Consider the following 13,218-nt stretch of genomic DNA (forward strand, 5'->3'; position numbering starts at 1 on the left):
AATGTCCTTGGTATTCAGTGCTCGCGCGGGTCCAGCGCATCGCGCAGGCCGTCGCCGATCAGGTTGAAGCCGATCACGACCAGAAAGATCGCCGCCCCCGGCCACCACGCCATCCACGGCGCTTGGGTCAGGAAGTTCTTGGCAACGTTCAGCATCGACCCCCAGCTGGGCGCCGGGGCCTGCTGGCCCAGTCCCAGGAAGGACAGCGAGGCCTCGGCGATGATGGCGGTGGCGACGGTCAGCGTGGCCTGCACGATGATCGGCGGGATGATGTTGGGCAGGATGTAGCGGCGCATGATCGCCATGTGGCCCAGGCCGATGGCGCGGGCGCCCTCGACGTAATCCTCGGTCTTGACGGACATGACCTGCGCGCGGGTCAGGCGGATGAAGATCGGCATGGCCGACAGGCCGATGGCGATCATCGCGTTCGACAGGCTGGGCCCCAGGAAGGCGGCCAGCGCGATGGCCATGATCAGGAAGGGCATCGCCAGCAGCGCATCGGTGAAGCGCGAGATGATCGTGTCGGTCCAGCCGCCGAAATAGCCGGCGATCAGCCCGATGGGCACGCCCGAGGCCACCGCGATGAAGACCGAGATCACCCCGGCCATCAGGGACGCCTGCGCCCCCCAGATCATCCGCGACAGGATATCGCGCCCGATCTCGTCCGAGCCCATCGGGTATTCGGCCGAGGGCGCCAGCCGGATCGCCGTCCAGCTGGTCGCCAGCGGGTCGTCGATGGGCAGGATCGGCGCGGCGATGGCCAGAGCCGCGAAGAAGGCCACGATGACGCCCCCCACCATGGCCGCGCGGTTGCGGCGGAACTTGGTCCAGAAGCGGCTTTTGGCGCGCGGGGCGGCGGGGGCCAGTTGGGTGTCGGCGGCGCTCATAATGCGGCCCTCATCCGGGGGTTCAGAAGGACGCTGAGGACATCCGCGATCAGGTTCATCAGCAGGAAGCCCACGGCGGTGCACAGGACCACGCCCTGCACGACGGCATAGTCGCGGTTGAAGACCGCATCGACGATCAGCTTGCCGAAGCCCGGGATGGTGAAGATCTGTTCGGTCAGCACCGCCCCCGCCAGCAATTCCCCGAACAGCAGCGCGGTCAGGGTGATGACCGGCAGCAGCGCGTTGCGGAACCCGTGCTTCAGGATCACCTCGCGCCGGGTCAGGCCCTTGGCGCGGGCGGTGCGGATGTAATCCGCGCTCATCACCCCCAGCATGGCCGACCGGGTGTGGCGCATCAGCGTCGCGGCCAGCCCGGTGCCCAGCACGAAGGCGGGCATGATCATCGTCTGCAACGACCGCCACGGATCGACGAAGGGCGATTCATAGCCCGAGGCCGGCAGCCAGCCCAGATTGACCGAGACCAGAAGGATCAGCATGATCCCCAGCCAGAAGTTCGGGATCGACAGGCCCGACAGCGCGACGAGGTTCGCGGCCCAGTCCACGGCGGACCCCTTGTTCACGGCGGCGATGATGCCCGTGGGGATGCCGATCAGGGCGGCGAAGATCATCGCCATCACCGCCAGCTGGATCGTCACCGGCAGCTTCTGCGCGATCAGCGCGGAGACCGGCTCTCCGGTGCGCAGCGAGGTGCCGAAATCGCCCTGCACGACACCCCCCAGCCAGCGCAGGTACTGGATCGGGATGGGCTGGTCCAGGTTCAGGCTGGCGCGGATGCGGGCCAGCGTCTCGGGGTCGCGTTCCTCTCCGGCCATGGCCAGCACGGGGTCGCCCGGCAGCAGGTGCTGCAGGCCGAAAACCAGCATCGACACGATCAGAAGCGTGGGCAGCGCGATCAGCAGGCGCTTGGCGATATAGATCAGCATGGGGGGGTCCTTTCACCGGTCGGACGGGGGCACGCGGACGCGCCCCCCGCCAAGGTCGCGCCGGGATCACTCGGCGATGGTGACGTCCTGCAGGCGGATCATCCCGTCGGGCAGCGCCTGAAAGCCCTGGACGCTGTCGTCCAGCGCGAAGATGTAGGTCTGGTGGCCCAGGTAGATCACAGGCAGGTCCTGGTTCAGGATCACCCCCGCCGCGTCATAGGCGGCCTTGCGGACCGCAGGATCGGTCGAGGCGCGGGCCTCGTTCAGCAGGCGGTCGACCTCGGGGTTGCAATAGCGCGGATCGTTGATCCCGCCCTCGCAGGTGACGAACTGGTGCAGGTTGCCGTCCGGATCGGGACGTCCCGACCAGTCCGAGCGCGACAGCTGGAAGTTGCCCGCCGTCTGTTCGGACAAGAGCGTGGCGAATTCTGTCGCGCGCAGGGTCACGTCGAACCCGGCCTCGGCCACCATCGCCTGAACGACCTGCATCATCTGCGTGACGACGGGGTTGTTGGCGTGCTGGATCTCGACCGGCATGCGGTCGATCCCCGCCTCGGCCAGCAGGGTGCGCGCGCCTTCGACATCGCGGGCGGGCACCGGCAGATCGGTGTTGAACCAGGGCGAGGTCGGCGGGAAGGGCTGGTTGCCCGCCACCGCCGTGCCCTCGAAGACGACCTGGTTCAGCGCCTCGCGGTCGATGGCCATGGAAAAGGCCTGCCGCACGCGGGGGTCCTGCCCCATCGGCGTCTCGGACCGCTCGCCATTGCCGATGTTGAGATAGATGGCCATGTAGCCCAGGCCCACCGTCTCCTGCATGGTCAGCCCGCTGTCCTGGCTGACCGAAGCCACGTCGGGGGCGGCCAGCCGCTCGATCATGTCCAGCTCGCCCGAGCGCAGGTTGGCCAGGCGCACGGTCGTGTCGGGGATCGGCAGATAGGTGACGCGGTCGATGTTGATGCGGTCGGCGTCGTAATAATCCTCGAACTTCTCCAGCACGATGCGGTCCTGCTGGATGCGCTCGACAAAGCGGAAGGGGCCCGAGCAGACCGGGTTCTGGCCGAAATCGGCCCCCGCCTCTTCGGCGGCGGTCGGAGAGATCATCATCCCCGCCCGGTCCGACAGCTGCGCCACCAGCGAGGCGTCGGGCGCGGTCAGGGTGAAGGTGACCTGCATCGGTCCCGTCGCCGCGATGCTGGCGACCGAGGACAGCTCGGACTTGCGGCGCGATTCCTCCAGCGTCATCGACCGGGTGATGTTGGCCACCACCGCCTCGGCATCGAAGGCGGTGCCGTCATGGAAGACGACGCCGTCGCGCAGGTTCATCGCCAGCTCCAGCCCGTCGTCGGAATAGGCCCAGTCCGTGGCCAGCATCGGGATGATGTTGGCCTCGCCGTCCAGATCGACCAGCTTGTCGCACAGGCCCGCATAGACGATGCGGCCCACGAAGGTGCGCGACTGGTCGGGATCGAGGATGTCGGCATCGTCCTGCAGCCCGATGCGCATCTCCTGCGCGGCGGCGGGCATGGCGGTCAGAAGCGCGCTCAGCGCGGTGGCGGTCAACAGAAATCGGGTCATGATGTCTTCCTGTGGGGTGGGGCCTTGGGGGGTCAGGCGATGGCCGGTTGTCCCGGCTCTGGGGTTGCGGAGAGATCGGCATCGGCGGAGCCGAGGCGGATCAGCTTTTCCTGGATGCTGAACAGATGCACCCGCATCCGTTCGGCGGCGCCCTGCGGGTCGCGGGCGGCGATGGCCTCGACGATGGCGCGGTGCTGGGCCACGGGGACGGCATGGCCCGCCAGCCCGCCCCGCGCCCGCTCGCGCACCGCCTGCCAGGCGGCGTCCTGGCGCACCTGGTTCACGATGTCGAACAGCGACAGGAACAGCGCATTGCCCGCCGCCTCGGCGATCTGGCGGTGCAGCGCGCCGTCCCACAGCTCGCCCTCGTCGGCGTCCTGGCTTTGCGCGATGCGGTCCGACAGGTCGTACATGCGCGCGATCTGGGCAGGCTTGCCGCGCAGGGCGGCCAGCGCGGCCAGCTGCGGTTCCAGCCGCAGCCGGACCTCCATGATCTCGAAGAAATCCGTGGCGCCGATCAGCGCGTCGCGGGTCACGGGTTGGGCGGGCGGGCTGCCGATGAAGGTTCCCGCGCCCTGCCGGCGGGTGATGCGGCCCTCGTTCTCCAGCACCTCCAGCGCGCGGCGGACGGCGCGGCGCCCGACGCCCATCTCTTCGGCCAGCTGGCGCTCGGTCGGAAGGCGGCTGCCCTGCCGGTCGCCCTGCGCGTCGATATAGGCGCGCAGCTGTGCCAGCGCATAGGTCGAGGTCGCACTGCCCTCGGCCTGGATCGTCTCGTCATCCGAAAACGCCATCATGCCCGAACCAATCGTGATTTGGTTCATGGTGCCACAGATTCGTCACAATGCAAGGCTTCTGCTGGGGCAACTGGCCGGCGACCTTCCTCATTGATCGCAAGACGGCATCGGCGCACATCACCCGCCCATCCGCGGGCAGCAGAAGCCGAACCATTTCAAGCGATTGGTTTCTTGTCTTGCCGCGCGACACAAAGAAATGCCCATATGATGGGCAAAATCTGAAAACCGTCAGCCGAGGCGTCGAAAAGGCAGCCCCTGCACGGAAGAACCCAGCAGCGCCCCGACGTGCCTTACCCTGCCGGGCCAGATCGCCGCGCCTGCAGCCAGCGGAATGCCCAGACCATCCCCACCAGAAAGCCCAGCCCGGCCCCGGTAAGCGCCCCCATGCCCATTACCAGCATCTCGCCGCCCCGGGCCTCTCCGGCAGCATACCAGACCGCGATCCGTGCAAGACCGAAGCCCGCCGCCATGCCTGCGGCCAGGCACGAAACGACCCGAGCCAGGCCGCCGATCAGGTCCCACGCGACCCCCTGCGGCAGGCGACGCGGCACGATCCGCGTCCCGCGCACCTTCTCAGGGGGCATCCTCGACCACGATGTCGCAATCGGGCACCGCCCCTGCGGCCCGGACGGCCGCGTTGCATTCGTCCAGCGCGGATTGCCGGGTATCCTCGCCGCCCCAGATGGCCCAGCTGGCCGTATCGCGCGACCGGGCCACGACGATCGGACCGTCGAGTCTGCCCGCACTTTGCGACAGCGCGTACATGACGTCATGGGACAGGTCGGGCGTGTCGTCGGTCCACTCTTCCGGCAGGATTTGGCCAATCAGTCGGCAGGCCGAGGCCCCCTCGGTCCGCTCGGCCTCGCAATCGTCCAGCGCGGCCCGTTCGGCCGCCTCGATCGAGTGCAGCTTGGCACGCAGGCGGATCGCCAGCTGCCGAGAATCCTTGGGTAGATGGGCCGCGACGGCGCCGAAGAAATGATCCTCGCCAAGCGTGTCGATGATCCGGGTGCCGATGATTTGCACGGCATCCGGCGACAGGCCCTCGTCCAGGATGACCAGCCGATAGCGTTCGGGATCGGGCAGCAGGGCAAGGGTCTGCTCGGCCGTCGGCAGGACCGGCGCCTCGGCAGGCTGGGCCCGGGCCGCCGTTCCCGCCGCAGCAGAGGCCAACCCGGCCATCAGGCAGAGCCGCAGCAGCGGGCGCGGGCCTGTCCGGTCATCCTGCGCCCCTTGGTATCGTTCGGTCATCGGCTTCTCCCCTGACAGGCCGGCGCCTGCGATCCCCCAAAGGCCATCAGGGCCCGGATCGCCCAAGGGGTCAATCCGGTTTTTGAACTACTCGGTATGCCTAGCGGACGCATTCGGGTGACGGATTGCTGGGCATCGGCGCTCCGGATTCGCCTGGCTCGCACACCATGGTTGCCAGAGGCCGCCCACAAACCTTAGGGTGAACCAATGACAAGTGGTTCCACGTTGCAGCCCCTCGCGATCCGCACCGAACCCGGTCGCGCGCAGGGTTTCATGCGGGCAGCTCCGCCGACAGGGACCACCATGCCGAACGACCCGGCATCGACCCCATCCGCGGTCCGGCGACACGGCCCGAACGGCCACGCGTCAACGATAAGAAACCAACTGGGAGACCCTGATGAAACTCACCACCTTCATGGCCACCGCCCTGGGCACCGTCGCCTTCGGCAGCATGGCCGCCGCCGCCGATCTGCGCATCGGCCTGAACGAGGATCCTGATTCGCTGGATCCGGCGCAGTCGCGCACCTTCGTGTCCTCGCTGGTCTATGAACAGCTCTGCGACCGGCTGTTCAACACCAATGCCGACATGGAGATTATTCCCGAACTGGCCACCGACTGGACCTGGGCCGAGGACGGCATGTCGCTGGCGATCACGCTGCGCGAGGGGGTGACCCATCACGACGGCACGCCCTTCAACGCCGAGTCCGCGCGCCGCGTGCTGGACCGGAACATGACGCTGCAGGAAAGCCGCCGCCGGGGCGAGCTGTCCTCGATCGCCTCGGTCGAGGCCACGGGCGACCACGAGCTGACGATCACGCTGAACGCCCCCGACGTGACACTGCTGGCGCAGCTGGCCCATCACGCGGGCCGCATGTATTCCCCCGACGCCGCCGACGAGGCGGGTGCGGATTTCGGGCGCGCCCCGGTCTGCTCGGGCCCCTATTCCTTCGCCGAGCGAGTCGAGGGCGACCGCATCGTGCTGGAGAAGTTCGCCGATCACTGGGAGGCTGACGAATACCACTATGACCGCGTGATCTATCTGCCGATCCCCGACACGACCGTGCGGCTGGCCAATGTCCGCTCGGGCGACATGGACATCATCGAGCGCACCGCCCCCGCCGACGTGCCCTCGATCCGCGAGGACAGCCGCCTGCAATTGTTCGAGGTGGCCAATATCGGCTATCAGGGCATCACGATCAACGTGGGCAACGGCGCGCGCGCCGAAGGGCCGCTCGGCTCGGACGCGCGGGTGCGCCAGGCCCTGTCGCTGTCCATCGACCGCGAGGCGCTGAACCAGGTCGTCTTCGAGGGCCAGTACGTGCCGGGCAACCAATGGGCGGCGCCGGGCTCGTTCTACTACGACGAGACCGATCCGATCCCCGCCCGCGATCCCGAGGCCGCCCGCGCGCTGCTGGCCGAGGCCGGCGTCGAAACGCCGATCCGCGTCGAGATGCAGATCGGCAACAACCCCATCGCCCAGCAGGTGGGCCAGGTGATCCAGGCCATGGCGTCCGAGACCGGGTTCGAGATCTCGTTGCGCGCGACCGAATTCGCCACGCTGCTGGCCGAGAACGTCGCGGGCAATTTCGACATGTCGCTGCAGGGCTGGTCGGGACGGATCGACCCGGACGCCAACATCCACCCCTTCGTGGGCACCGACGGCGCCAACAACGACCAGCACTACCGCAACGACGAGATCGACGCCCTGCTGGCCCAGGCCCGCTCCGAGCCCGATCCCGAGGCCCGCAAGGCGCTGTACGACCAGACGCGCGAGATCCTGAAAATGGACCTGCCGCTGATCTATCTGTACCACATCAAGTACTTCTACACGATGCGCCAGGGGATCGAGGGCTTCGAGCCCTATGCCGACGGCATCATCCGCCTGCGCGGCGTGTCGGGCTGATCCTGCAGGCCCTCCCCCGGCCCTGACGCCGGGGGAGGGCTGGACCGGACGGCCCCGTGCCGGTCGAAACCTGTCCCCGGTGGCGCCCGCCCCCGGGGATTTTTCCTCTCCGGGTCCTGGTGCGGGCGGTGCGGTGCCGCCCTGCCGCGGACGAACCTTTGCGAACCAATCGAGGCGGGCTGACGGGGCTTGCGGGACTTTTGCTGCCGGCGTATGTCCCGGGGTGGGACACCCCTCCCCAACGAGGGGCCTTTAGCTGGAAGGCTAGCCAGATGACAGATCTTCCGATCCCGGCCGCGCGGCCGGAAAATCCGCGTTTTTCCTCGGGCCCCTGTGCCAAGATCCCCCATTATTCGCTGGACATGCTGTCGGACGCGCCGCTCGGCCGCTCGCACCGTGCCGCCGTCGGCAAGGCCAAGCTGGCCCGGGCCATCGACCTGACCCGCGAGGTCCTTGGCGTGCCCGCAGACTATCGCATCGGCATCGTCCCGGGCTCGGACACGGGCGCGGTCGAGATGGCGATGTGGACGATGCTGGGCGCGCGTCCGGTCGAGATGCTGGCCTGGGAGAGCTTCGGCGAGGGTTGGGTGACCGACGCGGTCAAGCAGCTGAAGCTGGATGCCACCGTGCGCACCGCCGATTACGGCAAGATCGTCGACCTGGCCGAGGTCGATTTCGACCGCGATGTCGTTTTCACGTGGAATGGTACGACCAGTGGCGTGCGGGTTCCGAATGGCGATGCGATCCCCGCCGACCGCGCGGGCCTGACCATCTGCGACGCGACCAGCGCCGCCTTTGCGATGGACCTGCCTTGGGACAAGCTGGATGTGGTGACCTTCAGCTGGCAGAAGGTGCTGGGCGGAGAGGGCGCGCATGGCGTGCTGATCCTGTCCCCCCGCGCCGTCGACCGGCTGGAGACCTATACCCCCGCCTGGCCGCTGCCCAAGATCTTCCGCATGACCAAGGGCGGCAAGCTGATCGAGGGCATCTTCAAGGGCGAGACGATCAACACGCCCTCGATGCTGGCGGTCGAGGATTACCTGGTGGCCTTGGACTGGGCGCAGGCCTTGGGCGGGTTGCCGGCACTGATCGCACGGGCGGATGCCAATGCGGGCGCGGTGCGCGACTTCATCGCGGACAAGGACTGGATCGCCGATCTGGCCGAGGATCCGGCGACCGGATCGACCACCAGCGTCTGCCTGAAGTTCACCGATCCCGCGATCAGGGACGGGGCCGCCTTCGCCAAGGCCGTGGCCAAGCGGCTGGAGAAGGACGGCGTCGCGCTGGATGCGGGCGCCTATCGCGATGCGCCCGCGGGGCTGCGGATCTGGTGCGGCTCGACCGTCGAGACGGCGGATGTCGCGGCGCTGATGCCGTGGATCGAATGGGCCTATCGCAGCGAGCTGGCCGCGCAGTAATTCTGCATCCCGCGAAGGCCGGGGGACTTTGCGTCCCCCGGACCCCCTGCAGGATATTTTTCCCAAGATGAAAGCGCTGCGAGGCCCTGGGTGCCCGGCGCGATGCAAAGGACAAGTCACATGCCGAAGGTTCTCGTGTCCGACAAGCTGTCGGAAACCGCCGTCCAGATCTTTCGCGATCGCGGTGTCGAGGTGGATTACCTGCCCGATCTGGGCAAGGACAAGGACAAGCTGGCCGAGGTGATCGGGCAATATGACGGGCTGGCCATCCGCTCGGCCACCAAGGTGACCGAGAAGCTGCTGGAAGCGGCGAGCCATCTGAAGGTGATCGGGCGCGCGGGCATCGGGGTCGACAATGTCGACATCCCGGCGGCCAGCAAGAAGGGCGTCATCGTGATGAACACGCCCTTCGGCAACAGCGTCACCACCGCCGAGCATGCCATCGCGATGATGTTCGCCGTGGCGCGGCAGCTGCCCGAGGCCAGCGTCAGCACCCATGCCGGCAAGTGGGAGAAGAACCGCTTCATGGGGGTCGAGCTGTTCAACAAGACCCTGGGTGTGATCGGCGCGGGCAATATCGGCGGGATCGTCATCGACCGCGCCCTGGGGCTGCACATGAAGGTTCTGGCCTATGATCCCTTCCTGTCCGAGGATCGCGCCAAGGAATTGGGCGTGACCAAGGTCGAGCTGGACGATCTGCTGGGCCGGGCCGATTTCATCACCTTCCACGTGCCCCTGACCGACAAGACCCGCAACATCCTGTCGCGCGAGGCGATCGCCAAGCTGAAGCCGGGCGTGCGGATCATCAACTGCGCCCGCGGCGGGCTGGTCGACGAGGAGGCCTTGGCCGAGGCCTTGACGGACGGTCGCGTGGCAGGCGCCGCCTTCGACGTGTTTGCCGTCGAGCCCGCCACCGACAGCCCGCTGTTCAACCTGCCCAATGTCGTCGTGACCCCGCATCTGGGCGCCGCCACCACCGAGGCGCAGGAGAACGTCGCCCTGCAGGTTGCCGAGCAGATGTCGGATTATCTGCTGACGGGCGCGGTGCAGAACGCGCTGAACATGCCCTCGGTCACCGCCGAGGAGGCGTCCGTGATGGGGCCCTGGATCAAGCTGGCCGCGCATCTGGGCGCCTTTGTCGGGCAGATGACCGACGAGCCGATCAAGGCGATCAACGTCCTCTATGACGGCGTCGTGTCCGAGATGAACCTGAACGCGCTGAACGCCGCCGTCATCGCGGGGGTGATGAAGGCCAGCAATCCGGACGTGAACATGGTCTCGGCCCCGGTCATGGCGAAGGAGCGCGGCGTGCAGGTCTCGACCACCCGGCAGGACAAGGCCGGCGTCTACGAGGGCTACATCAAGCTGACCTGCGTGACCGAGACGCGCGAGCGGTCCATCGCCGGCACGGTCTTCAGCGACGGCAAGCCGCGCTTCATCCAGATCCGCGGCATCAATGTCGATGCCGAGGTGGGAAGCCACATGCTGTACACCCGCAACAAGGACGTGCCGGGCGTGATCGGCGCGCTTGGCATGACGCTTGGCGATCTGGGGGTGAACATCGCGAACTTCACGCTCGGGCGGTCTGCGGGCGGCTCGGACGCGATCGCGATCCTCTATCTGGACGAGGCGATCAGCGACGGGGCCCTGTCCGCGCTGGAGGCGACCGGCAAGTTCCTGCAGGCGCGCCGGCTGCAATTCGAGGTTTGACCTGCCGCCCGCACGCCCCTACCCAAGGGGCGTGCGGTCCCCTTCGCCGCATGCCGCGACCAGGTGACAGATGCGACTTTACGCGATCGGCGACATTCACGGACAGCTGGACCTGCTGAAGGCCGCGCATCAGCGGATCTTCGAGGATGGCGGCCCCGATGCGGTCATCGCCCATGTGGGCGACCTGATCGACCGCGGCCCCGATTCGCGGGGCGTGGTGGAGCATCTGCTGCGCGGGCAGCGCGCGGGGCGGCCCTGGATCGTCACGCGCGGCAATCATGACCGCTTCCTGCCAGCCTTCCTGAACGACCCTGACTGGATCGATCCCGGCCTGTCCTCGGGGCAGCACTGGGTGGATCATCCGGGGCTGGGGGCGGCGGCGACATTGCGATCCTATGGCGTGGATCCCGACCAGCCGCGGGATGCGCTGCTGGACGCCGCGCGGCGGGCGGTGCCTGCGGAGCACGCGCGGTTCCTGGCAGCGCTGCCGCTGTGGTACCTGCATCCGCTGGCGCTGGTCGTGCATGCGGGCATCCGCCCGGGCATCGACCTGCAGGATCAGGCCGAGGACGATCTGGTCTGGATCCGCCAGGGGTTCCTGGACAGCCCTGCCGATTTCGGCGTGCTGGTCGTGCATGGCCATACCGCGCTGGACCGGCCCACGCACTATCCCAACCGGCTGAACTTGGATGGCGGCGCGGCCTATGGCCGGCCCCTGTCCGCCGCCGTGATCGAACGCGGCGCCGTGCATCTGCTGACCGATCACGGTCGCCATCCCCTGCCCGTGGAGTGAGCCCATGCGCCTGATCCCCCTTGCCGCCGCCCTGCTGCTGATCGCCGCCCCCCTCGCCCGCGCCGACGAGATCGGCCGCGTCGGCGTGGACTGGGTCGGCAACGATGTCGTCATCGAGGCGATCCGCGACCCCGACGTGCCGGGCGTGACCTGCCATCTGGCCTATTTCAGCCGCTCGGTCCTGGATCGGCTGAGCCAGGGGAACTGGTTCGAGGATCCGTCGAACAGCGCCATCCAATGCGCGCGGACCGGACCCATCGACGCCTCGGGCTTGGATCCCGACAGCGACGGCGAGGACGTGTTCAGCGAGGGCCGCTCTCTGGTCTTCAAGTCGCTGCGGGTGCGCCGCATCTGGGATGCCCAGAACCGGGTGCTGGTGTATCTGGCCCATGCCAGCCAGATCAGCGAGGGGTCCGCCAAGATGTCGATGGCGACGGTGCCCCTGGCCGAGGGCGACATCGCCCCCTGAGGGCCCGATGTGGACAGAATCGCCGTGGCGCGCTAGAGAACGCGCTGACCTGCGCGTGAACGCGGATCGTGACCGAAGGAAGCCCCCCGATGCACAGCCAGAGCCGTCAAGCGAAGTACAGCCTGGGACAGGTCGTGCGCCATCGCTCGCGGCCCTTTCGCGGGGTGATCTTCGACGTGGATCCCGAATTCGCCAATACCGAGGAATGGTACGCCTCCATCCCCGAGGACTCGCGGCCCCACAAGGACCAGCCCTTCTATCACCTGCTGGCCGAGACCGAGGCGACCTATTACGTGGCCTATGTGTCCGAGCAGAACCTGGAGCCCGACGTGTCGGGCGAGCCGCTGGACCATCCGGAACTGGCCGACCGCTTCGGCGCCTTCGAGGATGGGCGCTATTACCTGTCCGGCCCGGTGAACTGACGGCACCACGGTCGGGCGGCATGGCCGGTCACGTCGGCTCGGGCGGGACGAAGGGCAGGCTGAAGGCCAGGTAGTTGCGGCTGTCCTCGCGGTAATAGCACAGCGCCTGCGTCAGATCCTGGATCAGGAACCAGCCGAACCCGCCCTCGGGCAGATCGCCCGGGATCAGGGCGGGCAGGCTGCGCGGCAGGATGCAGCCCTCGGGCAGCGACACCCCGTCATCGGTCAGCGCGCAGGCCAGGCCGCCGTCATGGCGCACGATGCACAGGTGGATCACCGGCGGCCGGGCGACGGCCGGGGCGGGGTCGGGCCCTTCGAGCGGGGCGTGTTCGGTGACGTTGTTCATCACCTCGGCCAGGACCAGTTCCAGACGGCCGAGCGTGTCCTCGCTGACCTCGGGCAGGAACCGCTGGCGCACGTCCTGCAGCGCGGCGCGCACCGTGACGGGGTTGGCGTCCAGCACGCGGTGGAACATCGGCTGCGCCCGGCATCTGGCCGGGCAGCCGATATCGGGGTCGGACCGTCCGGTGGCTGTCATGCATCGGGCTCCTTCTGGGCGGGAGGGGGCTGCAGGTCGAAGACGCTGTCCATCCGGGTCAGTCGGAAAACGCGTTCGACATTGGGCGTCAGCGCCGACAGGACCATCGCAAGATGCTGAGGCAGGCTCTTGCGGACGGCGATCATCGCGCCCAGGCCCGAACTGTCCATGAAATCGACTGCCGCCATGTCCAGCCGCACCGGCTTGCGGCAGGGGGCGACGATCTCTCGCAGCTTGTCCTTGAAGGGCGTGGCGATGGCGGCGTCGATGCGCGCGTCCAGCACCTTGATGTGCAGATGGGTGTCGGCATCCTCGACGATGAACTGCATGCGGGGTCCTTCCTTGCGCGGGTTCCTCAGCGCTAAGGCGGAAAGGTTGCGATCCGGTTAGCAAACGAGCCCTGCCGGAAAAAACTGCGGAAGAACCCGACGTCTCGAGCCCGCCGCAGGCCGCCCGCCCCGGCCACCGACTTAACATAAGTTGCACAATAATGCGGCAACGGCCCTCGGGC

The 13,218-nt window shown here is 67.8% G+C and carries 14 protein-coding genes; 6 read left to right on the top strand and 8 right to left on the bottom strand.

All coding sequences use genetic code 11. The annotated features are described in order from the left end of the window. Nucleotides 1-14: 14 nt before the first annotated feature. The 6 genes from E4191_RS14505 to E4191_RS14530 form a co-directional block, all read right to left on the bottom strand. Entirely contained in the window at nt 15-887 is an 873-nt protein-coding gene (locus E4191_RS14505; protein ID WP_135314026.1) for an ABC transporter permease, read from the bottom strand. Beyond that, entirely contained in the window at nt 884-1,831 is a 948-nt protein-coding gene (locus tag E4191_RS14510; RefSeq protein WP_135314027.1) for an ABC transporter permease, read from the bottom strand. The genes E4191_RS14505 and E4191_RS14510 overlap by 4 nt, the downstream gene beginning before the upstream one ends. A gap of 66 nt (nt 1,832-1,897) precedes the next feature. After that, nucleotides 1,898-3,406 carry an ABC transporter substrate-binding protein gene (locus E4191_RS14515; protein ID WP_135314028.1) on the bottom strand — a complete coding sequence of 503 codons (1,509 nt, stop codon included), beginning with the start codon at nt 3,404-3,406 and terminating at the stop codon, nt 1,898-1,900. 32 nt (nt 3,407-3,438) lie between these two features. Then, nucleotides 3,439-4,230 (bottom strand): FadR/GntR family transcriptional regulator, encoded by a 792-nt coding sequence (locus E4191_RS14520; RefSeq protein WP_228461357.1) that lies wholly within the window; start codon nt 4,228-4,230, stop codon nt 3,439-3,441. A 263-nt stretch (nt 4,231-4,493) separates the two neighbouring features. After that, entirely contained in the window at nt 4,494-4,787 is a 294-nt protein-coding gene (locus E4191_RS14525; RefSeq protein ID WP_135314029.1) for a hypothetical protein, read from the bottom strand. Beyond that, on the bottom strand, nt 4,777-5,454 hold the full coding sequence (locus tag E4191_RS14530) for a hypothetical protein (RefSeq protein ID WP_135314030.1): 678 nt from the start codon (nt 5,452-5,454) through the stop codon (nt 4,777-4,779). Before E4191_RS14530 ends, E4191_RS14525 begins: the two co-directional genes overlap by 11 nt. A 397-nt stretch (nt 5,455-5,851) precedes the next feature. Between E4191_RS14530 and E4191_RS14535 the strand changes: the two genes are divergently transcribed. The 6 genes from E4191_RS14535 (at nt 5,852) to hspQ (ending at nt 12,169) form a co-directional block, all read left to right on the top strand. After that, nucleotides 5,852-7,357: an ABC transporter substrate-binding protein gene (locus E4191_RS14535; RefSeq protein ID WP_135314031.1), complete on the top strand. Its 1,506-nt coding sequence runs from the start codon at nt 5,852-5,854 to the stop codon at nt 7,355-7,357. Nucleotides 7,358-7,629: 272 nt separating this feature from the next. Continuing rightward, a complete protein-coding gene (locus E4191_RS14540) occupies nt 7,630-8,775 on the top strand; it encodes a phosphoserine transaminase (RefSeq protein ID WP_135314032.1) in 1,146 nt (381 codons plus the stop codon). 120 nt (nt 8,776-8,895) lie between these two features. Then, entirely contained in the window at nt 8,896-10,485 is a 1,590-nt protein-coding gene (gene serA / locus E4191_RS14545) for a phosphoglycerate dehydrogenase (RefSeq protein WP_135314033.1), read from the top strand. 70 nt (nt 10,486-10,555) lie between these two features. After that, a complete protein-coding gene (locus E4191_RS14550) occupies nt 10,556-11,278 on the top strand; it encodes a metallophosphoesterase (RefSeq protein WP_135314034.1) in 723 nt (240 codons plus the stop codon). A gap of 4 nt (nt 11,279-11,282) precedes the next feature. Continuing rightward, complete coding sequence (locus E4191_RS14555; protein ID WP_135314035.1) at nt 11,283-11,747, top strand: CreA family protein; 465 nt, start codon at nt 11,283-11,285, stop codon at nt 11,745-11,747. A gap of 89 nt (nt 11,748-11,836) precedes the next feature. Beyond that, a complete protein-coding gene (gene hspQ, locus E4191_RS14560; protein WP_135314036.1) occupies nt 11,837-12,169 on the top strand; it encodes a heat shock protein HspQ in 333 nt (110 codons plus the stop codon). A 28-nt stretch (nt 12,170-12,197) separates the two neighbouring features. Here the strand turns inward: hspQ and E4191_RS14565 are convergent, their stop codons facing one another. Both E4191_RS14565 and E4191_RS14570 read right to left on the bottom strand, forming a co-directional pair. Then, the gene (locus E4191_RS14565) at nt 12,198-12,707 is read right to left on the bottom strand and encodes an ATP-binding protein (RefSeq protein WP_135314037.1); all 510 of its coding nucleotides are present in this window, start codon (nt 12,705-12,707) and stop codon (nt 12,198-12,200) included. Then, on the bottom strand, nt 12,704-13,036 hold the full coding sequence (locus tag E4191_RS14570; RefSeq protein ID WP_135314038.1) for an STAS domain-containing protein: 333 nt from the start codon (nt 13,034-13,036) through the stop codon (nt 12,704-12,706). Before E4191_RS14570 ends, E4191_RS14565 begins: the two co-directional genes overlap by 4 nt. Nucleotides 13,037-13,218 lie beyond the last annotated feature (182 nt).

The sequence above is a fragment of the Paracoccus liaowanqingii genome (assembly GCF_004683865.2).
GTDB classification, from domain to species: domain Bacteria; phylum Pseudomonadota; class Alphaproteobacteria; order Rhodobacterales; family Rhodobacteraceae; genus Paracoccus; species Paracoccus liaowanqingii.

What these genes read in the sequence shown, in the direction of transcription:
- serA (WP_135314033.1), top strand. Translation starts at nt 8,896, where the DNA reads ATGCCGAAGGTTCTCGTGTCCGACAAGCTGTCGGAAACCGCCGTCCAG.
- E4191_RS14570 (WP_135314038.1), bottom strand. Translation starts at nt 13,036, where the DNA reads ATGCAGTTCATCGTCGAGGATGCCGACACCCATCTGCACATCAAGGTG.
- E4191_RS14505 (WP_135314026.1), bottom strand. Translation starts at nt 887, where the DNA reads ATGAGCGCCGCCGACACCCAACTGGCCCCCGCCGCCCCGCGCGCCAAA.
- E4191_RS14565 (WP_135314037.1), bottom strand. Translation starts at nt 12,707, where the DNA reads ATGACAGCCACCGGACGGTCCGACCCCGATATCGGCTGCCCGGCCAGA.
- E4191_RS14520 (WP_228461357.1), bottom strand. Translation starts at nt 4,230, where the DNA reads ATGAACCAAATCACGATTGGTTCGGGCATGATGGCGTTTTCGGATGAC.
- hspQ (WP_135314036.1), top strand. Translation starts at nt 11,837, where the DNA reads ATGCACAGCCAGAGCCGTCAAGCGAAGTACAGCCTGGGACAGGTCGTG.
- E4191_RS14530 (WP_135314030.1), bottom strand. Translation starts at nt 5,454, where the DNA reads ATGACCGAACGATACCAAGGGGCGCAGGATGACCGGACAGGCCCGCGC.
- E4191_RS14540 (WP_135314032.1), top strand. Translation starts at nt 7,630, where the DNA reads ATGACAGATCTTCCGATCCCGGCCGCGCGGCCGGAAAATCCGCGTTTT.
- E4191_RS14525 (WP_135314029.1), bottom strand. Translation starts at nt 4,787, where the DNA reads ATGCCCCCTGAGAAGGTGCGCGGGACGCGGATCGTGCCGCGTCGCCTG.
- E4191_RS14510 (WP_135314027.1), bottom strand. Translation starts at nt 1,831, where the DNA reads ATGCTGATCTATATCGCCAAGCGCCTGCTGATCGCGCTGCCCACGCTT.
- E4191_RS14535 (WP_135314031.1), top strand. Translation starts at nt 5,852, where the DNA reads ATGAAACTCACCACCTTCATGGCCACCGCCCTGGGCACCGTCGCCTTC.
- E4191_RS14515 (WP_135314028.1), bottom strand. Translation starts at nt 3,406, where the DNA reads ATGACCCGATTTCTGTTGACCGCCACCGCGCTGAGCGCGCTTCTGACC.
- E4191_RS14555 (WP_135314035.1), top strand. Translation starts at nt 11,283, where the DNA reads ATGCGCCTGATCCCCCTTGCCGCCGCCCTGCTGCTGATCGCCGCCCCC.
- E4191_RS14550 (WP_135314034.1), top strand. Translation starts at nt 10,556, where the DNA reads ATGCGACTTTACGCGATCGGCGACATTCACGGACAGCTGGACCTGCTG.